General features: G+C 57.1%; 19 protein-coding genes. 13 read left to right on the forward strand and 6 right to left on the reverse strand.

From position 1 onward, the window contains the following. Positions 1 to 256 precede the first annotated feature (256 nt). The 4 genes from ACX5K5_RS13820 (at position 257) to ACX5K5_RS13835 (ending at position 4,173) form a co-directional block, all read left to right on the forward strand. On the forward strand, positions 257 to 1,249 hold the full coding sequence (locus ACX5K5_RS13820; RefSeq protein WP_459174551.1) for a 2-hydroxyacid dehydrogenase: 993 nt from the start codon (positions 257 to 259) through the stop codon (positions 1,247 to 1,249). Positions 1,250 to 1,384: 135 nt separating this feature from the next. Next, complete coding sequence (locus tag ACX5K5_RS13825) at positions 1,385 to 2,071, forward strand: NAD(P)H-binding protein (RefSeq protein ID WP_324092182.1); 687 nt, start codon at positions 1,385 to 1,387, stop codon at positions 2,069 to 2,071. A 204-nt stretch (positions 2,072 to 2,275) separates the two neighbouring features. Beyond that, positions 2,276 to 3,409 carry an L-talarate/galactarate dehydratase gene (locus ACX5K5_RS13830; RefSeq protein WP_459174552.1) on the forward strand — a complete coding sequence of 378 codons (1,134 nt, stop codon included), beginning with the start codon at positions 2,276 to 2,278 and terminating at the stop codon, positions 3,407 to 3,409. A 59-nt stretch (positions 3,410 to 3,468) separates the two neighbouring features. Next, positions 3,469 to 4,173 carry a FadR/GntR family transcriptional regulator gene (locus tag ACX5K5_RS13835; RefSeq protein ID WP_459174553.1) on the forward strand — a complete coding sequence of 235 codons (705 nt, stop codon included), beginning with the start codon at positions 3,469 to 3,471 and terminating at the stop codon, positions 4,171 to 4,173. 134 nt (positions 4,174 to 4,307) lie between these two features. Here the strand turns inward: ACX5K5_RS13835 and ACX5K5_RS13840 are convergent, their stop codons facing one another. Genes ACX5K5_RS13840 through ACX5K5_RS13855 form a run of 4 tightly spaced genes read right to left on the reverse strand, consistent with a single transcriptional unit; the run spans position 4,308 to position 7,884 of the window. Beyond that, positions 4,308 to 4,700, reverse strand: coding sequence for a universal stress protein (locus ACX5K5_RS13840; protein WP_324092185.1), 393 nt, complete (start codon positions 4,698 to 4,700; stop codon positions 4,308 to 4,310). Then, on the reverse strand, positions 4,697 to 6,232 hold the full coding sequence (locus ACX5K5_RS13845) for a tripartite tricarboxylate transporter permease (protein ID WP_324092186.1): 1,536 nt from the start codon (positions 6,230 to 6,232) through the stop codon (positions 4,697 to 4,699). The genes ACX5K5_RS13840 and ACX5K5_RS13845 overlap by 4 nt, the downstream gene beginning before the upstream one ends. A gap of 23 nt (positions 6,233 to 6,255) precedes the next feature. After that, positions 6,256 to 6,828 carry a tripartite tricarboxylate transporter TctB family protein gene (locus ACX5K5_RS13850; RefSeq protein ID WP_324092187.1) on the reverse strand — a complete coding sequence of 191 codons (573 nt, stop codon included), beginning with the start codon at positions 6,826 to 6,828 and terminating at the stop codon, positions 6,256 to 6,258. A gap of 51 nt (positions 6,829 to 6,879) precedes the next feature. After that, positions 6,880 to 7,884, reverse strand: coding sequence for a tripartite tricarboxylate transporter substrate binding protein (locus ACX5K5_RS13855; RefSeq protein WP_459174554.1), 1,005 nt, complete (start codon positions 7,882 to 7,884; stop codon positions 6,880 to 6,882). A 152-nt stretch (positions 7,885 to 8,036) separates the two neighbouring features. On the opposite strand from ACX5K5_RS13855, the gene ACX5K5_RS13860 reads away from it, so the two are divergent. The 5 genes from ACX5K5_RS13860 to ACX5K5_RS13880 all read left to right on the forward strand — a co-directional run bounded on the left by ACX5K5_RS13860 (position 8,037) and on the right by ACX5K5_RS13880 (position 14,081). Further along, on the forward strand, positions 8,037 to 8,924 hold the full coding sequence (locus ACX5K5_RS13860; RefSeq protein WP_459174555.1) for a LysR family transcriptional regulator: 888 nt from the start codon (positions 8,037 to 8,039) through the stop codon (positions 8,922 to 8,924). Positions 8,925 to 9,090: 166 nt separating this feature from the next. Next, the gene (gene kdgD / locus ACX5K5_RS13865) at positions 9,091 to 10,029 is read left to right on the forward strand and encodes a 5-dehydro-4-deoxyglucarate dehydratase (protein WP_324092190.1); all 939 of its coding nucleotides are present in this window, start codon (positions 9,091 to 9,093) and stop codon (positions 10,027 to 10,029) included. Between the two features lie 51 nt (positions 10,030 to 10,080). Beyond that, on the forward strand, positions 10,081 to 11,682 hold the full coding sequence (locus ACX5K5_RS13870) for an aldehyde dehydrogenase (NADP(+)) (protein ID WP_459174556.1): 1,602 nt from the start codon (positions 10,081 to 10,083) through the stop codon (positions 11,680 to 11,682). A gap of 3 nt (positions 11,683 to 11,685) precedes the next feature. Then, positions 11,686 to 13,014 carry an enolase C-terminal domain-like protein gene (locus ACX5K5_RS13875; RefSeq protein ID WP_459174557.1) on the forward strand — a complete coding sequence of 443 codons (1,329 nt, stop codon included), beginning with the start codon at positions 11,686 to 11,688 and terminating at the stop codon, positions 13,012 to 13,014. A 125-nt stretch (positions 13,015 to 13,139) separates the two neighbouring features. Then, positions 13,140 to 14,081 (forward strand): AEC family transporter, encoded by a 942-nt coding sequence (locus ACX5K5_RS13880; RefSeq protein WP_459174558.1) that lies wholly within the window; start codon positions 13,140 to 13,142, stop codon positions 14,079 to 14,081. 94 nt (positions 14,082 to 14,175) lie between these two features. Here ACX5K5_RS13880 and ACX5K5_RS13885 read toward each other — a convergent pair whose 3' ends face one another. After that, a complete protein-coding gene (locus ACX5K5_RS13885; protein ID WP_459174559.1) occupies positions 14,176 to 15,381 on the reverse strand; it encodes a globin domain-containing protein in 1,206 nt (401 codons plus the stop codon). Between the two features lie 320 nt (positions 15,382 to 15,701). Next, positions 15,702 to 16,652 (reverse strand): LysR family transcriptional regulator, encoded by a 951-nt coding sequence (locus ACX5K5_RS13890; protein WP_459174560.1) that lies wholly within the window; start codon positions 16,650 to 16,652, stop codon positions 15,702 to 15,704. 102 nt (positions 16,653 to 16,754) lie between these two features. On the opposite strand from ACX5K5_RS13890, the gene ACX5K5_RS13895 reads away from it, so the two are divergent. The 4 genes from ACX5K5_RS13895 to ACX5K5_RS13910 all read left to right on the forward strand — a co-directional run bounded on the left by ACX5K5_RS13895 (position 16,755) and on the right by ACX5K5_RS13910 (position 23,070). Beyond that, positions 16,755 to 18,080: a glucarate dehydratase family protein gene (locus tag ACX5K5_RS13895; protein WP_459174561.1), complete on the forward strand. Its 1,326-nt coding sequence runs from the start codon at positions 16,755 to 16,757 to the stop codon at positions 18,078 to 18,080. After that, entirely contained in the window at positions 18,074 to 19,054 is a 981-nt protein-coding gene (locus ACX5K5_RS13900) for an NAD(P)-dependent oxidoreductase (RefSeq protein ID WP_459174562.1), read from the forward strand. The genes ACX5K5_RS13895 and ACX5K5_RS13900 overlap by 7 nt, the downstream gene beginning before the upstream one ends. Before the next feature lie 190 nt (positions 19,055 to 19,244). After that, a complete protein-coding gene (locus tag ACX5K5_RS13905; RefSeq protein ID WP_459174563.1) occupies positions 19,245 to 20,573 on the forward strand; it encodes an MFS transporter in 1,329 nt (442 codons plus the stop codon). Positions 20,574 to 21,117: 544 nt separating this feature from the next. Next, the gene (locus ACX5K5_RS13910) at positions 21,118 to 23,070 is read left to right on the forward strand and encodes a S8 family serine peptidase (protein ID WP_188683156.1); all 1,953 of its coding nucleotides are present in this window, start codon (positions 21,118 to 21,120) and stop codon (positions 23,068 to 23,070) included. Positions 23,071 to 23,076: the final 6 nt, after the last annotated feature.

The following is a 23,076-nucleotide window of genomic DNA, read 5'->3' on the forward strand; positions in this document are numbered from 1 at the left end:
CGGGATGCGAGTGCGAGTTGACCGAGGTGTTTCCGGCCCTGTCCGTATCCAAAGCTTTGACTGCTCCCGGATGCCGGTCAAGGGATGAAGACCTGCCGGAACGCAACCTGACCGGGCTGCGGTTCTTCTACCGCCCAGTAATGGAATGTGACTTACGCGACATTCCGGGCGAGATGGCCGATCGATGCTTCAAGGGCATTGATCTATCCAAACTGAGTGTTGGACGTGGATCGATGAAAGTTCATACGATTCCCTTATGTCCACCGATACCAGCGCGTCCGCACGACGCAGCAGCTCAGCAATCACCGGGAACGCCATTGTGCGCGTTGGCCCGGTCAATCCCACCGTCGCCCAGGCGCTCAGCGAGGACTTCGGCTCGCTCATCCTGCCCGCGCCGGGCACCGAGCGCGAATCCTTCCTGCAAAAACATGGGCAGGATATCCGTGTCGCCGTGTGCTCCGGCAAAGTCGGCGTTGACACTGAGTTGATGAGAGCACTCCCAAATCTGGAGGCCATCGTCAACTTCGGCGTGGGCTACGACGCCACCGACGTAGCGCAGGCCGCCGAACGCAGCATTCCCATCAGCAATACTCCGGATGTGCTCACCGATTGCGTCGCAGATACCGCCCTGGGCCTGTACCTGATGACACTTCGCTCGCTCGGCTCGGCCGAACGATTTGTCCGCAACGGCACGTGGGGCGGCGGAGAGAACTTCGCGCTCGCCACGCGGGCCAGCGGCAAGCGCGTAGGAATCCTCGGACTGGGACGAATCGGGCAGGCCATTGCCAGCCGGCTGGAGGCTTTCGGCTGCGAAATCCACTATCACAACCGCTCCGAGAAATCCGATACCACCTATTCCTACCATCGCTCCGCCGCCGAGCTGGCCGAAGCTACGGACGTGCTGATTATTGCGGCCGCCGGCGGGCCGCAGTCGGCGAACCTGGTCGACGCAGATGTGCTCTCCAGCGTAGGTCCTCAGGGGTTCGTGGTGAATATTGCCCGTGGCAGCGTCATCGACGAGGCGGCACTGGTCAACGCACTTGAGAACAACCTCATCGCGGGCGCCGGCCTTGATGTCTTCGCCCACGAACCTGCAGTTCCCCAGGCATTGCTGGGGCTGGAGAACGTGGTCCTGCTGCCGCATCTGGGTAGCGGAACCCATGAGACCCGCGCGGATATGGCGGCGCTGACACTGGATAATCTCCGCTCGTACATCAACCAGGGCACCTTAGTCACCCCAGTCGCCTAATAGCCTGGCCTCGTTTTACCTGTTCTTCATGCACCTGACGGTGGCTCAATATTTCTTGATCTGTGATCTCTTGGAATATCGAGCCACCGCTTCGCGTTGTGCCAAAGACGACAACCGAGGAGAAAAGAGCAGCATATGTCCGAAACAAATCGAGTAGTCATCATTGGTGGGCACGGGAAGGTTGCACTTCTTGCGGCGCCAAAACTTGCAAGTCACGGGCTGAACGTAGAGTCGGTGATTCGCAACCCAGATCATAGCGATGAAATCAGCGCCCTGGGCGCCACCCCGGTAGTGCTGGACATCGAACAGGCAGACGTTGACACGTTGGCCCAGCAGTTTAACGGTGCAAAGACAGTGGTGTTCTCCGCCGGCGCCGGCGGCGGGAGTCCCGAGCGCACCGTCGCGGTGGATTTCGAAGCCGCAGTGCGCACCATGAAGGCGGCCCAGCAGGCCGGAGTGAAGCGCTTTGTCATGGTCTCCTATGCTCGCGCATCTGTTGACGTGGACAGCCTGGACAAAGACAACTCCTTCTACACCTACGCCAAGGCCAAGCATGACGCGGACAAATTTCTGCGTGCAACCGACTTGGACTTCACAATTCTTGGTCCGGGCCTGCTGACTCTGGATCCATCTAGCCAGAAGGTCACGCTGACCGATGACGAAGGAAAGATCCAGGGACGCGACCCGCAGGGGGATGAGGGCAATACTGCGCGTGAGACCGTTGCCGATGTCCTGACCCATGTTGTTGTCAACAACGCAGCCGTTCGCCAGACAGTGAATTTCTATGACGGACAGACAGCGATCGCCGAGGCGATTAGCTAGCACATCCAGCTACCACGTGAAGGGCCGCTTGAATATTTTCGAGCGGTCCTCACGCTTTTAACTGGCCTTCGGGCAGACCGCCGGGATCAAATTAAGAAGAGCAAGAAATACTTCTCAGAACAGTTGTATGATAACTTTTCAACTTGTACTATAAGTACATGACAAGGTCCGTCCGGGCACCTTGACCGTCAGGAGTTTTCAATCATGAGCTACACGCCAGATGCCATCCGCCACGTCAAACTCTCCACCGCGCGTTTGCCGCTGGCAACGCCCATCTCGGATGCAAAGGTCTTCACCGGACGGCAGAAGCCAATGACCGAAGTGGTGTTCCTCTTCGCAGAGATCACCACCGAACAGGGCCATGAAGGCCTTGGCTTCTCCTACTCCAAACGTGCAGGCGGCCCGGCGCAATATGCCCACGCCAAGGAAGTCGCCCAGACAATGATCGGCGAGGACCCCAACGACATCGCCAAGCTCTACACCAAGCTGCTGTGGGCTGGTGCATCGGTAGGCCGTTCAGGTGTTGCCACCCAAGCACTGGCTGCTCTGGATATTGCCCTCTACGACCTCAAATCCAAGCGCGCAGGACTTCCGCTGGCCAAATTCCTCGGCTCCCACCGCGACTCGGTACGCACCTACAACACCTCCGGCGGCTTCCTGAACGCAAGCATTGAAGAGGTCAAGGAGCGCGCAAGCCAATCAATTGAAGAAGGCATTGGCGGCATCAAGATCAAGGTAGGACTGCCTGACAGCGCCGAGGACCTGCGCCGCGTGGCGGCGGTACGCGAACATATCGGCCCGGACTTCCCGCTGATGGTAGATGCAAATCAGCAATGGGACCGCGCCACCGCGTTGCGCATGGGCCGCAAGCTCGAAGAAGTCGATCTCGTCTGGATCGAAGAACCGCTGGACGCTTATGACGCCGAAGGCCATGCCGCGTTGACCGCGGCCTTGGATACCCCGATCGCCACCGGTGAGATGCTCGCCTCCGTCGCCGAACACGAGCGGCTGATTGCAGCCCGCGCTTGCGACATCATTCAGCCAGACGCCCCGCGCGTTGGCGGCATCACCCAGTTCCTGCGCCTGGCGACGCTAGCAGACCAGGCCGGACTGGATCTGGCTCCCCACTTCGCCATGGAAATCCACCTTCATCTGGCCGCCGCCTACCCACGCGAGCCATGGGTGGAGCACTTCGACTGGCTGGACCCGCTGTTCAACGAACGCCTCGAAACCAAGGATGGCCGGATGATCGTGCCTAACCGCCCGGGCTTGGGATTCAGCTTCAGCGACCAGGCCCGAGCCTGGACTACCGAATCGGTTGAGTTCGGCATCGCCTAATAACGCCTCTACGTCGCCGTTGCTCGCCAAGCGTGAGCAACGGCGACTACTCTTTAAGGATGCATAGCGTGAAACCAAATCTGACTACTACTTTGGTCGAGTATCTTCGTGAGCAGATCATCAGTGGACAGATTACTGCCGGCGAAAAACTCCCCAGTGAGAACTCGTTGATAACCGAGCATGGCGTCTCACGCACGGTAGTGCGCGAAGCTATCACCCGCCTGCAAGCCGAGGGGTTAGTTCACACCCGGCGTGGCGCGGGCAGCTTTGCGCTCACTCCCCCAGCCCAGGATGGCGAGCACAACAGCAGAATTCCGCGGACCTTGGAAGAACGCCGGCAGCTGCTGGAATACCGCTTGGGGTTCGAGACCGAGGCGGCGGCTCTGGCCGCGATGCATCACCAGGACAATGATCTTCATTCCATGGACCAGGCACTGCAAGGATTTGAGGCTGCCGAGGGCAACGCCGCGCAAAGCATGAGTTGCGACTATGAATTCCATCTGGCACTGGCCCGCGCCACGGGCAATGCGTACTTCATCCAGGCAGTGACGACCTTCGGCCCCGCCATGATCGCCATGCCCCGCCAACGATTCGAGACCGGGATATCCGGCGCCTCTGATCGCCTGGGGTCTGTAATGGCCGAACACGAGACAATTCGCCAGGCGGTAGCCTCGGGAAATGCGCTGACCGCGGCAGCTGCCATGCGGGTGCATTTAGGCAATTCAATCTCAAGATTGGAATCCGAGGCCGGAAAGAACGCCTGAACTCTGCGGCCGCAGTCTGCGTACAGAACAACAAATGGGTGCCCTTCGGCGTAGCTGTTCGCTAGCCAAAGGGCACCCATCAATTTTCCACGTTCAGCGCGGTGACGCAGTGTCCACTGCGGTCAAAGTAATACCTATTCCGGCTTAACCGCCAGTACCGGGTGCTGGGCCTGCAAGAGGATCCGCTGGGCATGCGAGCCCATGATGAATTTTCCTACCTGGGAGCGCTGGCGCAAACCGATCACAATGAGCGAGACGCCGTGCTGATCCGCGAGACCAAGAAACTCTTCAGCCAGATCATCACGGTAGCTTGATTCCAGAACCTTTGCCTGGACGCCCGCCTGCGCCGCGTTCCCCAGGATCCTTTCCAGGTCTTGGGCCGAGGCAGTGTTTTTGTCCACCAGTGCCCCGGCACGTGAAGAGTTGACGATCAGCAGCTCCTCTTGGCGCAATTTGGCTTCGGCAATGGCAGCGGTTACCGCCGCCTCCCCGACATTGGTGGGCACGTATCCGACGATGATGCTCATGCGTTTTCCTTTTCTTTTTCCTGCGTTGCCAAGGCTGCAAGAGAGCCGGACCTACGCTTGTCGATAACACTCTTGATCATTGGCCACACCGCTACGAAGACGAAGAGCACCAGCAACGTGGCCGAAATTGGCCGGGTAAAGAAACCTGTGGGATCTCCTTCCAAGACCAGCAACGAGCGTCGCAGGTTTGATTCGAGCAGGCTGCCAAGCACGAACGCGAGCACCAGCGGTCCAGGTTCAAAACCGAACTTCTTCATCAAGTAGCCAATGGCACCGAAGATGACAACCAGCAATACGTCGAACATCGAGTTTCGTATGGTGTAGGCACCGAGCATGGTGATCAACGCGGTGATCGGGGCAAGGATCGCCGCACGAATCCGAAGAATTCGAACAAAGACGCCAATCAGCGGGATCGACATGATCAGCAAGAGAATATTGCCGATGTACATCGAGTTCACCACGCCCCAGAACAGCTGGGGGTCATTGCTGATCAGCTGCGGGCCTGGAGTGATTCCCTGAATCAATAGCGCACCGAAGATGATGGCCATGGTGGCGTTCGCCGGGATACCCAAGGTCAGCAACGGGATGAATGAGCTGGTCGCGGCAGCATTGTTGGCAGACTCCGGGCCTGCCACACCTTCGATGGCACCTTTGCCGAAGCGCGAAGGATCCTTTGCGGTCTTCTTTTCCATGGCATAGGAAGCCAGCGAGGCAATGGTCGCGCCGCCGCCGGGAAGAATGCCCAAGAAGAAACCGAGAACCGAGCCGCGGCCAATAGCACCGGAAGCTTCTTTGATGTCTTTGCCCTTAGGCCAGACATTTGAAACCTTCATCGGGGCTGTCGCCGCACGGTGGCGTTCCTCTAGGTTGTAGAGAATCTCACCAACACCAAAGAGGCCCATGGCGATGGGAACAAAATCGATGCCATCTGCCAGCGAAAGGTTGCCAAAGGTGAAGCGTTCAGCGCCGGTAAAACCGTCACGACCAATCGTGGCCAGGAAAAGACCCACTGCTGCGGCGATAATCGCCTTGATTTTGGTGCCGCCTGAAATCGTCGCGACAAGCAAGATGCCCAGCATTGCCAAGGCCGTGTATTCCGGCGGGCCGAAGTCCAGCGCAAAGCTGGCAACCAACGGAGCCAGGAACGTCAAGCCAATAATAGAGATCGTGGCACCGAAGAAGGAGCCGATGGCGGCAATGCCCAGGGCAGTGCCTGCCCGGCCTTGTTTAGCCATGACGTAACCGTCGAAGACTGTCACCACGCTGCTGGCTTCACCCGGTAGACGAAGCAGCACCGAGGTGATGGTGCCGCCATACTGGGCGCCATAGAAGATACCCGCCAGCATGATGATCGCGGTCACCGGCTCAACGCCGTAGGTCATGGGCAGCAAGATCGCGATGGTAGCTGCCGGCCCGAGGCCCGGAAGTACACCGATGAGCATGCCGACGACCACGCCGAGCAGGCAGTACAAAAGATTTGTGGGGTCAAGTACGACGTTGAAGCCGTCTAATACCGGTCCGAAGAATTCCATGCGATTAAACCTTTACGTGCGACTTAGAACAGTCGGGGAATGGTGGTGCCAAGTGCGGCGATAAAGATTGCGTAGAAGGCTCCAACGATCAGAATCGAGTAGATCGTAGCGGACCTCCAGCGTTCGCCGCCCAACCAGCGCATCCAGACGAAGCACAACAACAGCGAGGGGATTTCAAATCCAATCAGCGGCATCAGCACCACCATGAGGATCAGCGTGGCGAATCCAATGACCGCGTACCAGCTCATGGAACTGAATTTCTCGCCGTCCTTGCCACCGGTGCGGCCCACGATGATCTGTACCACCGACATCACCGCCGCGATCAGCGTGATGATAAATGGCCACATTCCGGCAGCCGGGGCCGCGGGGGTGCCCAGCCCCAACCCGAGGGAGATCACCATGCCGGTGACGCTCAGTGCAAGAACTACCAGGGAAGAAAGCAGGTTTGCGATAGGCCCCGCTGGATCCGGTGCTTCCGCCTCCCACTGGGCGGCGAGTTCTTCCGGAGTGAGGGTCTCTTCTTCGTCAGCGTTTGGCATGACGTCGAGATCAGCAGGCACTTTCTCCTGTTTAATCTCTGCCTTTTTCGCATCCATTACGTTCATCCTTTGATTCTCGCTTTCGGGTTGGGGGCCGGTAGCTGAAAGCTACTTGCCTGCCAGCGAGATGTTGTGCTCTTCGGTCAGTTCCTTGTACTTGGCAGCCAGTTCGGTCCATTCGGTCACGACTTCTTCGCCCGAAACTTCATGAGCGGTCAACAGGTTCTGCTTGTTGAAGTCCTTGTAGCTATCTGCGGCGACCGCATCCTGGATGGAGGCAACAAGCTTTTCCTTCGCCGCATCATTCAGGCCCTTAGGGGCTGCGATGGCACGGTACTGGGAAACTGGAACTTCGTAGCCGGATTCGATGGCAGTGGGTACGTCAGGAAGGAACTCATTACGATCCTTGGAGAAGACCACAATCGGGGTGACCGTACCGGCGTCGATCTGCGGCTTGGCTTCGCCGAGCTGGACGGTGGATACCTGAACCTGATCACCCATGACGGCTGTCAGCGCCGGGGATCCGGAGTCGAAAGGAACAGTGGTTCCGTCAATCTCGGCCTGGGCCAAGAGCAGCTCCTGGGCCAACTGTGAACCCGTTCCCACGCCGGTGGTGCCGAAGGACAGCTTCTTATCACTGCTCTTGATGTCATCGAGATTTTTCACACCCGAAGCGGTGCTCGCGACCATGACGTAGTCATCCTGGGACAGGCCCATCAAAACATCAAGGTCGTCGAGGGAGACCACTTCGTCTTCCGAAACGGCCAGCGGGGTGATGGTGATCAGCGAGGCGTTGAGCAGAATCAAGTTCTGCCCATCGGGAGCCATGGCTGCGACTTCTTTAGTGGCCAGGGCGCCGTTGGCACCTGGCTTGTTTACGACTGGCATCGAAACGCCTAGCGATTCGGCCATGCCTTCGGCAGCCGCACGTGCGATCAGGTCGGTGGAACCACCTGGTGCCTGGCCTACGGTGAGAGTCACTGGACCGTTGGGAAATTCGGCAGACGATGCGTCGCTGCTGCCTCCCACATTTCCGCCGCATGCGGTCAGAGCCAGAGCGGCACCTGCTGCGGTGAGTGAAAGCATTGCGCGTCGGGTCATACGATTTTTCACGGGAGATTCTCCTATGGTTGCGAGTGGACGTGGCCAGGCACAAGCGATCAGGTGAAACAGATCACTCATTTGGCCTCGGGTACAGCCTAAGAAACAGATATGATGCATGTCCAAGGTCAACTATGCATGGAATGATGCCTGAAAGGTATTGAATGTTTACTCTGGATCAAGCCCGCAGTTTTGTTGCGGTCGCCGAAGAACTCCATTTTGGACGAGCAGCCGAGCGGCTGAATATGACTCAGCCGCCGCTCAGCCGTCAGATTCAAAAGCTGGAACGTTCGGTCGGCGTCGAACTACTGGACCGGGACAACCGGCGGGTTGCACTGACCGCGGCGGGCCACGCCTTCCTCATCGATGCCAAACGCCTGGTCGTTGCCGCCGAGAGGGCCCCGGATAATGCCCGGCGGATTGCCGCCGGGCAACTGGGTGAAATCCGCATTGGCTTTACCGCGGCGTCCGGCTTCAGCCTGCTCGGGCCATTGCTGGCGGAGATCAGCGAGCGCATGCCCAAGGTCCACCTCGATCTTTCGGAATTGGTCACTCACGAGCAGGTCAACGCACTGCTCGACGGCGATCTTGACATGGGTCTGGCCAGGCCGCCCTTTGACGAGAAGCTTTTTGAATCGGCTCTCTTATTCTCTGAAGGCCTCTTCGTTGCCGTGCCCAGTGGACACCGCCTTGCGACATTACCGCGTGACATCCTCTTCGCGGATCTTCGTGACGAGGCGCTCATCATGCATTCGCCGATTAAAGCCCGATACTTTTATGATCTGGTGGTCCGGAGAGTCGAGGTGGAGCACAAGAACGTGCGTCATACGGTCAGCCAGATCCTGACCATGGTGGCTCTGGTCGCGGCAGGACGTGGAATCGCCTTTGTGCCTGAAAGCGCCAAACTTCTGGGTGTGGATGGCGTGCGCTACCTGCGGTTGGCGGAAATTACCGATGACCCGGTCGAGTTGCACGCGATCTGGAGCCGGGAATCACGCAACCCTGCCCTTGGCGGATTGGTGGACATCATCAAGGGCGGATTGCACCATTGATCATCCTTGCGGAGGCCACTCACTTCAATGATGCTCAGAGGGTATCAAACAATATAAATATGGGCTTGGACAGGCATCATAGAACGTCCATACGCTGGGATCAACGAACACGTTCCACCCACCTTCGGCCGGCAATGCGTCGGCCGAATAAGAAAAGGACATTTCCATGGCTCAGTACACCCCTCTCGAACTCGCCGACAAACTCAAAGACGGCTTGCTCTCCTTCCCTGTCACAGCTTTCGACGAGAACCTCGAGGTCAACGAGGCAGCCTACCGCAGCCACCTGGACTGGCAGTCGAGCTTCGACGTAGCAGGACTCTTCGCAGCCGGTGGCACAGGCGAAGGATTCGCCCTAACTGCCGAGGAAGCATCCAAGGTAGTGCGCATGGCAGTCGAAGAGGCTGGTTCACGAGTTCCCGTTCTGGCCTCGGCCGGAGGCTCCACCAAGCAGGCCATCCAGAACGCGCAGGATGCGGAAGCCGCAGGCGCCGAAGGCTTGCTGCTGCTGCCTCCTTACCTGACCGAATGCGATCAGGACGGCTTATATGAGCACGTTTCGGCAATCTGCTCCGCAACCAAGACCGGCGTGATTGTCTACAACCGCGCCAACGCCATCTACTCTGCGGAGACCGTGGCCCGCTTGGCGGAGAACCACGAAAACTTCATTGGCTTCAAGGATGCGCTGGGTGATATCGAGCACCTCACCAAGGTCTACGCCAAGAACGGTGACCGGCTGTTTTACCTGGGCGGACTGCCGACCGCGGAAACCTTCGCGCTGCCACTGCTGCAGCTGGGCATGAGCACCTACTCCTCGGCGATGTACAACTTCGTTCCTGAGTTCGCTTTGGACTTCTATAAGGATGTCCGCGCCCAGGACCGCGTCGCGGTCAATGAGAAGCTGAACCGCTTTGTCCTTCCATACCTGGAGATCCGCGATCGAGTGAAGGGCTACGGTGTTTCCATCGTCAAGGGCGGACTGAAGGCCATCGGCCGCGATTCCGGCCCGGTACGCCCACCACTCCAGGACTTGACCGAAAAGGATCTTGCGGATCTTACAGCCTTGATCCAGCAGGCAGGCATCGTTCCTGCCGGTGCGAGCCTCTAAGCAGATTTCAATCCTCACCGACACACCTACTCGTCGACTTAGGAGTAATTTATGAGCACCACAACCCAGAATTTGACCGGACAGTCCATCCTCGCCGGCATCAGCACCACCGGCACCGGGCGTGCGGTTCACGGCTATAACCCGGCCATCAATGAGCCTTTGGAACCTGCCTATTCTCTGATCGATGAACAGCAGCTGAAGACCGCCACCGCGGCGGCCGCGGAAGCATTCGAATCCTTCCGTTCTCTGGATCCGGCAAAACACGCAGATTTCCTGGACGCCATTGCCGATAACATCGAGGCCGTTGGCACCGAACTGGTAGCTCGCGCCATGGCTGAGACCGGACTGCCCGAGGCACGCCTGACCGGCGAGCGCGGACGCACCACCGGCCAGTTGCGCTTGTTTGCGAAGGTCGTCCGCCAGGGAGACCAGCATGGTGTCCGCGTTGACCCGGCGATGCCAGATCGCAAGCCGGCGCCTCGCGTGGATATCCGCCAGCGCAAGATCGCCGTGGGCCCGGTTGCAGTCTTTGGCGCTTCCAACTTCCCACTGGCATTCTCCACCGCCGGCGGCGACACCGCCTCGGCGTTTGCGGCCGGCTGCCCGGTGGTCTTCAAGGCGCATAATGCCCATCCTGGCACCAGCGAAATTGTAGGTCAGGCCATCACCAAGGCAGTTGCCGACCTCGGCCTGCACCCCGGTGTCTTCTCACTGGTTTACGGCCCCGGTGCATCCATTGGCCAGGCGCTAGTCGCTGATCCGGCGATCAAGGCTGTGGGCTTCACCGGTTCGCGTTCTGGCGGTACCGCGCTGATGGCCACCGCCGCCGCTCGCCCGGAACCTATCCCGGTGTACGCCGAGATGAGCTCCATCAACCCGGTGATTTTCTTCGAGGGCGCCCTTACCCAGGATCCTGACGCACAGGCCCAGGCTTACCTGGCTTCGGTGGCCGGATCCTCAGGCCAGCTGTGCACCGCCCCCGGCTTGGTCTTCGTTCCCGTCGGCAAAGCCGGTGACGCGTTCGCCCAGGCTGTCAGCGGCCAGGCCCCCAACACTGCGGGCCAGACCATGCTCACTGCGGGAATCTACAAGTCCTGGAACCAGGGTGTCGAAGCCCTGGGCGGCCAGGAAGGTGTTGAGCTGTTGGGCCGCGGGGTCGAAGGCGCCGGCGAAAACGCTCCAGCTCCGACCATTTACTCCTCAAACGTTGAGCAGTTGCTGAGCAACCCGGTGCTGCAAGATGAAATCTTCGGTGCAGCTTCGCTGGTTATCCGCTATGCAAATGCGGAAGAATTGAAGACCGCGCTCACCAAGCTGGAGGGCCAGCTCACCGCGACCTTGCAGCTGACCGATTCTGATCATGAAGCAGCCGCGGCGGTCATCCCCACGTTGGAAACCAAGGTGGGACGCATTCTGGTCAACGGCTGGCCAACCGGCGTTGAGGTGGGACATGCCATGGTTCATGGCGGACCATTCCCTGCCACCTCTGATCCGCAGACCACCTCGGTCGGCACCCTGGCGATCGAACGATTCCTGCGTCCGGTCGCCTACCAGAACTTCCCTGACGGACTTCTGCCCAAGCCAATTGGCACGGATAATCCTTGGAACCTGACCCGTCGTATTGATGGCACACTGAAAATTGCTGGAGAGTAATAGATGAGCAATCAACCAACAATCGCCTCGGTCCAGGTCATCCCCGTCGCCGGTCACGATTCAATGCTCCTGAACCTCTCCGGAGCGCACGGGCCATTCTTTACTCGCAATATCACCATCGTGACCGATTCCGAGGGCCGCACCGGCCTCGGTGAGGTGCCGGGCGGCGAGGCAATCCGCTCGACCATCGAAGAGGCCGGCGCACTGCTTACCGGCGCTCCGGTGGCCAAATATCGTTCAATTCTACGACAGGTTTCTGAGCGTTTCGCAGATCGTGATGCCGGCGGGCGCGGTGCTCAAACCTTTGACCTGCGCACCACCGTCCACGCGGTCACCGCGCTTGAATCGGCGCTGCTTGACCTGCACGGCCAGTTCCTCGGCGTACCCGTGGCCGAGCTGCTCGGCGACGGCCAGCAGCGCGATGCGGTGCCAATGCTCGGCTACCTGTTCTATGTGGGTAACCCGGACCAAACCGATCTGCCCTACCTGCGCGAACCACAGGGTGCGGACGCTTGGGAGCGGGTGCGGCGCGAAGAAGCGATGACCCCTGAGGCCATAGTTCGTCTGGCAGAGGCTGCACAGGCGCGTTATGGATTCAAAGACTTCAAGCTCAAGGGTGGTGTCCAAGACGGTGATGCTGAAGTTGACGCGGTCATTGCGTTGAAACAGCGTTTTCCCGAGGCCCGCATTACCTTGGACCCTAACGGCGGTTGGCTACTGAAAGACGCTATTCGTTTGGGTCAGCGCATGAAGGGAATCGTCGCCTACGCCGAAGATCCTTGTGGTCCGGAAGGTCGATTCTCTGGCCGCGAGATCATGAGCGAATTCCGCCGCGCCACCGGCTTGCAAACAGCCACGAACATGATTGCCACCGATTGGCAGGAAATGGCCCATGCTGTACGCACCAATGCGGTAGATATTCCGTTGGCTGACCCGCATTTCTGGACCATGTCTGGTTCGGTGCGCGTGGCTCAGTTGTGCAATGAATTCGGTTTAACTTGGGGTTCGCACTCCAACAACCACTTTGATGTCTCGTTGGCGATGTTCACTCAAGTTGGTGCGGCTGCACCCGGGGAGATCACCGCGCTGGATACCCACTGGATCTGGCAAGATGGTCAGGGACTAACCGAAGAACCATTGCTGATTCGTGACGGAGAAATCAAGGTACCGCAGCGTTCAGGATTGGGCGTCACCCTGGATATGGATCGTGTGCAGCAAGCTCACGAACTCTACCTTGAACATGGTTTGGGTTCACGCAATGATGCAGTATCCATGCAGTACCTGATCCCTGGTTGGACCTTCGATTCGAAGAGCCCAGCGCTGGTTCGCTAACCGGTACCTCGCATCTTGCGGCGATAAGTTCAAAGACGGTGGGAACAACCTTCGGGGTAGTTCCCACCGTCTTTGGCCGTGCTCTAGCACATTTGGCAGTGACAACTTTTTGGTGAGGAAATAATATGCAGGGAGTAATTCAAGGATTCACCATAGTCCTGATCTTGATTGGCCTCGGGTTGGCTGTCTCGGTATTCCTGCCGCGTAAACGCGAAGCCATCTCCAAGGGGTTGACTCCCTTGATTTTCTACATCACCAACCCGTGCCTGATGTTCATCTTGCTTTCGGACACTGACTTGCGTGCAGTCATCGGGGTCTTTGCACCCATTGCGCTGATCACCGCGGTGCTGACCGGCGGGTTGTACGCGCTATTGGCAAGGGCTTTATTCAAAACTCCCGGCAGCCGTTTACCTGCCGCTGCAATGTCCACCAGCTACGTGAACGCGGGAAATATCGGTGTTCCCTTGGCGCTATACGCTGTAGGTAGCACCAGTCCCGTAGTCTCGGTGCTCATTGCCCAACTACTAATCATTGCGCCAGTTTATCTTTGCATCTTTGCACTGACTTCACGCAAGAACCGAGAGCTTCAGGTCAACCAGCATCTGGGAATAACCATTCTCAAATCCATTGCCAATCCGGTCACCATTGCCACCTTCGTTGGGGCGGTATTCTCCCTCTTTGGATGGAAACTTCCCGAAGTACTGCATTCCCCCATTCAGATGTTGGGAGATGCTTCTATCCCGTTGCTCCTCATGGCTTTCGGCATGGCACTTTACGGCCAACATCCGCTATCGGACAAGGCGCTAAGACCCGAAATTTACCTAGCTACCTTCTTCAAGGTGCTGTTCATGCCCATCCTCGCGTGGGTCGTAGCCCATCTGGTCTTCGGGTTGGAAGGCCTAGAGCTTCTCGGGGTGGTCATCATGGCCGCACTTCCCACGGCACAAAACGTTCTACTCTTTTCCCAGCAGTTCAAGCTCAACATCTCCATCCCACGAGAAGTCATCTTGACCAGTACCATATTGACCATTCCCGTCGTGCTGCTTGCAACGTTCCTAATTGGATAATTACTGCCTGAAGCGACGCAGAATTTACGAAAGTCCGGGTGGCCTTCGTCGTTCTTGCTAAGGTCACCCGGATGCTGCTCTTTGAACTTTGGTCTTACTGGAAGTCAGCCAGCCACAAGTCCGGTCCGAAGACCTCGTACTGGATGTCCTTTGCGGGAATTCCTCGGGCTATGAGCGCGCTGCGCACATGCTTCATAAAGGGCAAAGGACCGCAAAGATAATATTCGGCATCTTCTGGCAAATCGACATCGTCAATGTTCATAAAGCCCGAATGCTCGTTGTCTGCAGCTCTACCTTCGGGACGTTCAAACCAGACGTTGAGTTTTCCCTCATTTAGTTGAGCCAGAGAGTCTTCGACCTGGCGACGCAGCGCAAAACTACCCGGTTCTCCGTCGGCGTGAAGCAACTGGACCTTTCGATCAGTGTCGGATTTGACCGTGTGGGAAAGCATGCCGGCCATTGGGGTAATTCCAATGCCTGCGCTGGCGAGGACGAGTGGACGGTTGGAATAATTCAGTACCACGTCGCCAAATGGGGCGGATAGCTGCACGCGATCCCCAACCTTCACGGTGTCGTGTAGCAGGTTACTCATTTCCCCGTCCGGAGCTCCTGGGAGTCCCTTGACTCGTTTAACCGCAAATTGGCGGTGATCACCGTCGTCAGCCGCGGTAAGGCTGTATTGGCGTAGCTGTTGCACGCCATCTTTCATCAGCATCTTCAACGAGACATATTGGCCGGGCAACGACTGTTTTGTGGGCCGCGGGTCGGTTCGCTTAACCACGAAAGTGACCACATCGTCGGTTTCTTGTCGGAGTTCCACGACTTCCCAGGTACGCCAAATTTCATCCGGGTTAAGGTCCACGGCCGAATAGAGTCCGCGTTCCTTGTTAATGAGCATGTTGGCCATGAGCCAATACACCTCATCCCAGGCCGCCGCGACCTCGGGTGTCACCGCATCTCCTAGGACATCCACGATGGCCCACATTAGATTCTCGTGGACAATGGCGTACTGATTCGGGCGTAGCCCCAATGAGACATGTTTGTGGGCCACGCGGTTGAGCAGATGGTCGGGAAGGTTATCGGGGTTCTCCACCAGTGCGGTGGCGAATGCGGCAATTGACCCTGCCAGAGCTTGCTGTTGATGCCCGTCGGCTTGGTTGCCGCGGTTGAACAATCCATCAAGCAGTTCGGGTCGGCCGGCGAACATATGGTCGTAGAATCGTTTGGCAATTTCATGAATATTTTCGCCTACCACAGGAAGCGTGGCCTTGATGATCGGCAGGGACGTATCGGAAAGCATGGTGCTGACTCCTCACTGGCTCCTATTCCACCAGCAACTCAATCACTGGCGGACTTAGCGCGAAGCTATCACCGAATTTCTGTCTCCAACAGTAAGTTTCCCAATGGAATTGCCTACTCGATTTACACTTAGAACCAAAAGCCGGTTCGGATAATTTCTTGTTACAAGGTGACTAGTGGTTTGTACCGCAACCATTTCGCCTATCGATCTCCCGTCAGGCACTTTATCGGGATTCAGGGCCTCATTGTTACGGCTGGTCCCCTGCTGACTAAGAGGCCATTCAGACTCGAACCGAAGTCCATTGAAGGCAAAAACAGCCTTTACTTACTCGGCCGCTGATCTGCACTATGTGAAATCACAGCACCTTCAACGCTCACCAAAGAATCCAAGAAAACGTCTTTTAAACGCTTCACCGCTGGGTTAGACGAGGATTCGTCCCACGCTAGAAAGATGTCCGAGTGATTCAAGTCCTGCAACCCATCAGGGCCAATTAGTTCTTCAAAAACGACATTGTTTGGCGCGAAATCCATTGCACTGGCCGGAACAAGGGAAACTCCCAGGCCCACCGCGACAAGCGCCATCAAGGCGGGAATCTGACTCGCAATCTGGGAAATTGTAGGTTTAGCACTCACCGAGTCAAAAAGCCTCAGCACTAAATCATAGAAGTATCTCGCCTCATTAGTGGAATACATCATCAACGGCAGTCCTACCAATTCTTTGATCAGCACCCCCTTACCAGTTATCAGATGATGGCCAACAGGCAGGGCGACCACCAATCGATCTTTCATAACCAGACAGGTTTCCACGCCAGCCCGGTGAACTACCGGACGCAACAGTCCTATATCGATGGTTCCCTTACTCAGTGCGTCTAGCTGATCCACCGAGACTGCTTCGCGAAGCACCATGGTCACGTCTGGAAGTTTCTGAGCTGCCCGTGCCAGGAATTCGGGCAAAATCGATTGTCCGGCGACCGAGGTATATCCAACAACGACCGTTCCTGAAACACCGGACGATACACGCGATACCTCGAGGCTGGTTTTTCGACTCATGTCCAAGATTCGACGTGCATTGGGGAGAAGCACTTCGCCAGCTGCGGTGAGTGCGACATTGCGCGAGGTGCGAATGAACAACTTAGCTTGGAGCTCACGCTCAAGTAATTGAATCTGACGGCTCAGCGGAGGCTGGGTCATGTTCAGGCGTTCAGCAGCCGCACCAAAATGTAGCTCTTCGGCGACCGCAACGAAGGACTCGAGCTGAATCAGCGAGAACATCAATACACTCCTTGAATCGTTGATTGCATTATTTAGCTTGGACAGGTATCGATCCGAACTCCTAGTGTGAGTCTAAACGGCAATGAAAACGGGAGTACAAATATGTCGCATTTTTCCTCGCTCGACAGCATCGCGCCACGACCGGATGGTACCGGGAGGTGCCCTGCTCGAATCACTGATATTCAGATCACCCCGGTTGCCTTCGCCGACCCTCCCCTGCTGAATTCCGTGGGAGTCCACGAACCTTTTGCACTGCGCGCCATCGTGGTGATGCGCACCGAGGATGGAACCTATGGCCTAGGCGAAACCTACGGGGACGAGGCCCATCTGATTCGTCTACGGCGAGCTGCCAGCTTCCTCATCGGTGCCGACGTATTTAATTCCAACCACATCTCCGCGCTAGTATCGCAATCCTTGGTGGAAGATCAGGGTGTGGGAGGCCACGGCACTGGTGGGATGGTTACCACGACATCTCTTGATGACCGGGTGCTTTCAGCCTTTGATGTTGCCTCCTTGGATATTCAAGGAAAAATTCTCGGGGTACCGGTTAGTGCGCTGTTAGGCGGTGCCGTCCGCGAGCAAGTCGACTTCAGCGGATACCTTTTTTACAAGTGGGCATCGCACCCCGGTCAGGCTGCAGATAGCTGGGGTGAGGCAATGGACCCGGCAGGAATCGTTGCCCAAGCGCGCAAGATGGTCCGGGACTATGGATTCAAGGCACTCAAGCTTAAGGGTGGAGTTTTTCCACCGGCGCAAGAAGTCGAAGCTATCCTCGCCTTACGCAAAGAATTTCCACAGATGCCATTGCGCGTCGACCCAAACGGTGTGTGGACCGTGGAAACCGCGATTCATGTAGGACACCAGTTGGAATCGGTTCTTGAATACCTGGAAGACCCATGCCTCTCGATTGCCGACAACGCGCAAGTTCGAAAGGCCATCACGCTGCCCATTGCCACGAATATGTGCGTGGTCTCCTTTAACGATTTACCTCCGGCGATTGCGGCAGAAGCCATCGACGTGGTGTTATCGGATCATCATTTCTGGGGCGGTCTCAACAGTTCGCGGCTCTTGTCGGGGATCGCGGAAACGTTTGATCTTCGTCTTTCCATGCACTCAAATTCTCATCTGGGGATCAGCTTTGCTGCAATGATTCAGCTCGCTGCGGCCACAAAGAACATCGATTACGCCTGCGATACCCATTGGCCTTGGAAACGTCCTGACGATGATGTCATCGTTCCGGGAGTTTTGAAGATCGCTGACGGTTCGGTCACTGTCCCGGCCTCACCGGGTTTGGGGGTGGAACTCGATGAAGCTGCGCTGGCACGGCTTCATCAGCAATATTTGGACTGCGGAATTACCCAACGCGATGACACCAGTTATATGCAGAGCATTGATCCATCCTTCGAGCTCAAGAGCCCACGATGGTAACCCCGTTACGAGTCGTCGTCACCGACCCGATCATTTCTCGGTTTGCTTCGTTGTTCAAAAATCTCGGGCCTGGGCACCACTGGCAGTTCGTCGCACACCTTTCTTCTGCCGAACAGTCACAGTTCATAGCTGAGGCGGAGGTACTTGTCTGCGCGAGGCTCAGCGCTGAGGATGCCAGAATATGCTCGGCAGGGCTGGTTCACGTGACAGGTGCGGGTACCGACCGCATTGCCTTAGCTCAGTTGCCCGAATCGACCGTTATTGCCCGCACAGCACACCATGAAAGATCAATCGCCGAACATATCTTGATGGTCATCATGGCCTATCAACGACGTCTGCTTACTGTCACCGAGGAGCTACGAGATGGTCTCTGGCGAACGGTGTCCACGGACCCCGCGATACTTATGCACCGCACCTTCGCGGATCTCACGATTGGCTTTATTGGCTTAGGCGGGATTGGCGAACAAACCTTGGCATTCACCACTGCGCTGGGTGCCAGCGCTGTTGCGGTGCGCCGCAGCAAGCCAGTCGACGAGCACTCGAATCCACAGGTCAAGTGGGTGAAGGATCTTGGTTCATTACCGGAACTGTTAAAGGTCAGCGACGTAGTGGTTCTGGGTTTGCCGTTAACTGAGGAAACTCGTGGATTGATCGGAACCAAAGAATTGGATCAAATGCGCAATGATGCCCTCTTAGTCAACGTCTCGCGCGGAGCAATCATCAACCGAGAAGCGCTCTACACAGCGTTGACCCAAGGCTCACTAGGAGGAGCAGCCATAGACGTGTGGTGGGATGCACCCGAAGGTACTCATGCACCTAAAGATGTCCAAGACTTCGCGAGCCTGCCGAACGTCATCTGCACGCCTCACTATTCAGGGCACGCAGCGCAAACCTTCGAACAGCGCGTCAGAGAAATTACCGACAACATCAATGTATTTGCCAGCGAACGACCGCTGAGCAACATCGTAGGCTAACGTTAACGCCCGTAGTTCCCGGCGCGAGTACGCACGATAGCCCGCTCCGGCACGGCGCGGGTACTAGTGGCATACGGGAGCAACAGCGTGCGATTTCGAGTCTGCAAAGAAATACGGATAGCCAACGGCATTCAGTTCACTTAACGTTCGTTCGGAAATTCTGCACAGCAGAAACCTGGAGCTTAGAAGTATGAGACAGGGAACACTTGAACCTATGATTTCCCCCATCTCTGATAGTGTCTCCGGTTTGACCGGTCAGAATCACACGGACTCCGCCCCGTCCGCCGGCCCAAAGAAGCTGTCACAGCGCAAAGCTGTTCTTGCGATTCTGACCTGCTGGCTACTGGTGGTCTTTGATGGGTATGACTTGATTGTCTACGGTACTGTTCAGTCCTCATTGCTTGCTATGGATGATTGGGGTCTCACCCCAACGACCATGGGAACCATCGGCTCCCTGGCATTTGTAGGCATGATGATCGGCGCGCTTGGCGCCGGACGCCTCGCCGACGCGCTGGGTCGACGCCGTACCATTTTGGCCTGTGCCATGATCTTCTCCACCCTGACCATCTTGTGCGCCTTCGCGCCAAACCCTGTGGTTTTTGGACTGCTTCGTCTGTTGTCGGGTATCGGCTTGGGTGGACTGGTTCCGTCCGCGAACGCTATGGTCGCTGAGTTGGTTCCTGACCGCTGGCGCTCCACCATGGCTACTTTGATGATGTCGGGTGTTCCCATTGGCGGATCCATCGCTGCCATCACCGGAATTTGGGTTATCCCCGCCTTCGGCTGGGAGATGATGTTCTTACTGGCAATTATTGCGCTGGTCGTGGTTGTTCCCATGGGCTTCCGCTACCTTCCAGAAACGCTTTCATTTGAGCACCGCAGCGGACCTGGCGCTCGTCGCAATTCCGGTTTCGGACAGATCCTGCGCGCACCGTATCTACGCGCCTCGGTGCTTTTTGCTGTCGCCTCGCTGGCAATTCTTTTTGCCTGGTACGGATTGGGCACCTGGTTGCCGAGTCTCATGGAACAAGCAGGCTATGATTTGGGTTCCGCGCTGACCTTTGCGCTTGCGCTGAACCTCGGCGCCGTCGGCGGCTCCGTAATTACCGCTTGGGCCGGAGACCGCTTTGGCGCGTCACCATCCTCCGCTGTGGCCGCTCTCGTTGCCGGTATTGCCTTGGCTGTCATCATGACCACTCCTCCGGTTGCTGTCGTCTATGCCATGCTGATCCTTGCAGGCGTAGGTACGCACGGCACAGCCGCATTGCTGATCGCAGCCGTTGCCAATCACTACCCGGAACACCTGCGTGGCACGGCTCTTGGCTGGGCTATGGGCATGGGACGCATTGGCGCAGTCGCGGCACCTCAGGTCGGCGGCTTGCTTTTGGCCTCGGGGCTTGGCGTCAATTCGAACTTCCTCGTTTTCGCATTGGGTGCGGCCCTGGCGGCAGTGCTCTTCGGAGTCATCACCTTCCGCGTGAAACCAGTAGTTGGATCCGCGCCGCGAGCCGTGAAGTAACAAAATATTCGCTCCAGACCGCGGGTGGTCGCCTTCTTTCGGAAGGCGGCCACCACTTTCTGTTTAAGTAGTCGAGCACGTTGAGTCGTTTCCAAGCTCTAGTAGCTACGACATCGGAAAATCATGCTCAGCGCAGCCGCCCGAAATCTTAATCAAATGATTCGAATGGGCAGCCAGGCCCCACCCCACACGCTTCGAATTAGATTTTTGATCTCAGAATCCGATTGTTTCCGGGAATGAGACATCTGTTCTACGTACTCGGGCCACCAATATCGTTACACGTTTGCCGTAGTCAGCTTATTTCTGAAAAGTTTCTGGATGGATTATTCACACTTGGAAGATAATTCACAGCTAAACCCCGACGCGTCCGCGATCCATGGTTTTGAATTTATGAAGTATGAGTTTCGTCCGCAGAATTTTATAAAAGATTTATTTGATAAGCACTTCCTTCAAGATAACGAAACGGTTACGCTCCTTATCGGCACACATCACCTCGATTGATCACCGAGATCAGTGCGCCCAAAACCCAACAAGGAGAACATTCATGGCACGTTTTTCCCCTCTCAGGCGAACCTTGGCCGTATCCGCGGCCGTGGCCATCGGCTTCGCCGGATTTGGAGCCGGCATCCTGCCTGCTTCAGCTCAGCCCATCAAGGTTCCGGCTGAAAAGTCCAACCCCGCACCAAACAGTGAGGCGACCGTCAAGATCGGACCTCCGGTAGCGGACGAGGCTTACGATCAGTTCATCGTTACTTACAAAGCCTCGGCACAGAACGCTGGCAAGTCAGGACGAGCCAAAGCCTGGGGCAAGGCCGCTCAAGAGGCCGGAGTCTCCGTCAAGGAGCTACGCAGCATGGCAACTGGAAGCTTCGTGGTGAAATCCAACAAAGAACTCAAGGGCAAAGACGCCGATGCGTTCATGGAGGATATGGCCAAATCAGGTCTGATCGAGGCAATTGAACCCGATGCCATGATGAAGATTTCGATGACTCCAAATGACACCAGATACGCTGAACAATGGCACTACAGCGGAACTAACGGCATGCGACTACCCTCGGCTTGGGACACCTCCACGGGCTCCGGAAGCGTCGTTGCGGTACTTGATACCGGTATCACCTTGCACTCGGATCTGAACACGAACGTCCTGCCCGGCTACGATTTTGTTTCTAATGCCACCTCTGCGCGTGACGGCAACGGGCGAGATTCAAATGCACAAGATCAGGGCGACTGGTACGCAGCTGGTGAATGTGGCGGTAGCGATTCAGGCAACTCTTCATGGCATGGCACGCACGTGGCCGGCACCGTAGCCGCCGTCACCGACAACGGTAAGGGCGTTGCAGGAGTGGCACCGGATGCGAAGTTGCTTCCCGTGCGCGTCCTCGCCAAATGCGGAGGTAGCCTCTCAGATATCTCGGACGCCATCATTTGGGCCTCCGGCGGATACGTTCCAGGAGTTCCAACCAATACGAACCCCGCAGACACCATCAACATGTCCTTGGGCGGCGGCGGTGCGTGCGGCACCACCTATCAGGCAGCCATCGACACCGCGGTCTCACGAGGAACTTCGGTCATCGTGGCTGCCGGCAACGAAAGCCAGAACGCCTCAAATGTTCGCCCTGCCAACTGCTCCAACGTTGTTGTAGTGGCCGCGAGCAACCCCTCGGGCGGCCCTTCGTTCTATACCAATTACGGTTCAGCCATTGATGTGACGGCACCGGGCGGGGATACCAGATACGCCGGCCAAGGCGTACTTTCAACCATCAATACCGGTTCTACCACCCCATCGGCAGAGGGCTATGCCTTCTACCAGGGCACCTCAATGGCTACTCCACATGTGGCAGGCATGGTGGCCTTGATGAAATCAAAGTCCCCTTCACTGTCGCCTGCTCAGGTTGAAACGGCACTGAAAAATGGGACCCGGGCCATGCCAGCAGGCTGCAGCATCGGCTGCGGTACCGGGCTGGTTGATGCCGCGAAGATCATGAACGCACTTGGTGGGACCACTCCGGATCCCGATCCAGAGCCAGAGCCAGAACCAAGCGGCAACCTGCTGAAGAACCCGGGGTTTGAGGACGGCTCGACCGGCTGGACCGCGAACCGGTCCGACACCTTCGAAACCGGTTCCGCAGCCCGCACCGGCAATGGACTAGCAGGCTTGAACGGTTGGGGAAATTCCAACACCTACACCCTGGATCAGAAGGTAACCATCCCTTCTTCGGCATCCAGCGCGGAGCTGAAGTTCCATCTGCGGGTACTTACGGACGAGACAACGACTTCCTACGCCTACGACAAGATCAGCGTCCAAGTAATTGATGGATACGGAACTTACAACATGGGCAGCTGGTCAAATTTGGATGCCGGTACGTCCTATCAGGAACGCACCGTCAACCTGAATAATTTCCGCGGCAAGACGGTCACCCTGCGCTTCAAGGGGGTTGAAGATTCAGCCAAGGCAACGGTGTTCCGCATCGATGATGCCTCGGTGAGCGCTAACTAAGCCACA

It is taken from the genome of Glutamicibacter bergerei (assembly GCF_054495185.1).

What these genes read in the sequence shown, in the direction of transcription:
- ACX5K5_RS13820 (WP_459174551.1), top strand. Translation starts at nt 257, where the DNA reads ATGTCCACCGATACCAGCGCGTCCGCACGACGCAGCAGCTCAGCAATC.
- ACX5K5_RS13825 (WP_324092182.1), top strand. Translation starts at nt 1,385, where the DNA reads ATGTCCGAAACAAATCGAGTAGTCATCATTGGTGGGCACGGGAAGGTT.
- ACX5K5_RS13830 (WP_459174552.1), top strand. Translation starts at nt 2,276, where the DNA reads ATGAGCTACACGCCAGATGCCATCCGCCACGTCAAACTCTCCACCGCG.
- ACX5K5_RS13835 (WP_459174553.1), top strand. Translation starts at nt 3,469, where the DNA reads ATGCATAGCGTGAAACCAAATCTGACTACTACTTTGGTCGAGTATCTT.
- ACX5K5_RS13840 (WP_324092185.1), bottom strand. Translation starts at nt 4,700, where the DNA reads ATGAGCATCATCGTCGGATACGTGCCCACCAATGTCGGGGAGGCGGCG.
- ACX5K5_RS13845 (WP_324092186.1), bottom strand. Translation starts at nt 6,232, where the DNA reads ATGGAATTCTTCGGACCGGTATTAGACGGCTTCAACGTCGTACTTGAC.
- ACX5K5_RS13850 (WP_324092187.1), bottom strand. Translation starts at nt 6,828, where the DNA reads ATGGATGCGAAAAAGGCAGAGATTAAACAGGAGAAAGTGCCTGCTGAT.
- ACX5K5_RS13860 (WP_459174555.1), top strand. Translation starts at nt 8,037, where the DNA reads ATGTTTACTCTGGATCAAGCCCGCAGTTTTGTTGCGGTCGCCGAAGAA.
- kdgD (WP_324092190.1), top strand. Translation starts at nt 9,091, where the DNA reads ATGGCTCAGTACACCCCTCTCGAACTCGCCGACAAACTCAAAGACGGC.
- ACX5K5_RS13870 (WP_459174556.1), top strand. Translation starts at nt 10,081, where the DNA reads ATGAGCACCACAACCCAGAATTTGACCGGACAGTCCATCCTCGCCGGC.
- ACX5K5_RS13875 (WP_459174557.1), top strand. Translation starts at nt 11,686, where the DNA reads ATGAGCAATCAACCAACAATCGCCTCGGTCCAGGTCATCCCCGTCGCC.
- ACX5K5_RS13880 (WP_459174558.1), top strand. Translation starts at nt 13,140, where the DNA reads ATGCAGGGAGTAATTCAAGGATTCACCATAGTCCTGATCTTGATTGGC.
- ACX5K5_RS13885 (WP_459174559.1), bottom strand. Translation starts at nt 15,381, where the DNA reads ATGCTTTCCGATACGTCCCTGCCGATCATCAAGGCCACGCTTCCTGTG.
- ACX5K5_RS13890 (WP_459174560.1), bottom strand. Translation starts at nt 16,652, where the DNA reads ATGTTCTCGCTGATTCAGCTCGAGTCCTTCGTTGCGGTCGCCGAAGAG.
- ACX5K5_RS13895 (WP_459174561.1), top strand. Translation starts at nt 16,755, where the DNA reads ATGTCGCATTTTTCCTCGCTCGACAGCATCGCGCCACGACCGGATGGT.
- ACX5K5_RS13900 (WP_459174562.1), top strand. Translation starts at nt 18,074, where the DNA reads ATGGTAACCCCGTTACGAGTCGTCGTCACCGACCCGATCATTTCTCGG.
- ACX5K5_RS13905 (WP_459174563.1), top strand. Translation starts at nt 19,245, where the DNA reads ATGAGACAGGGAACACTTGAACCTATGATTTCCCCCATCTCTGATAGT.
- ACX5K5_RS13910 (WP_188683156.1), top strand. Translation starts at nt 21,118, where the DNA reads ATGGCACGTTTTTCCCCTCTCAGGCGAACCTTGGCCGTATCCGCGGCC.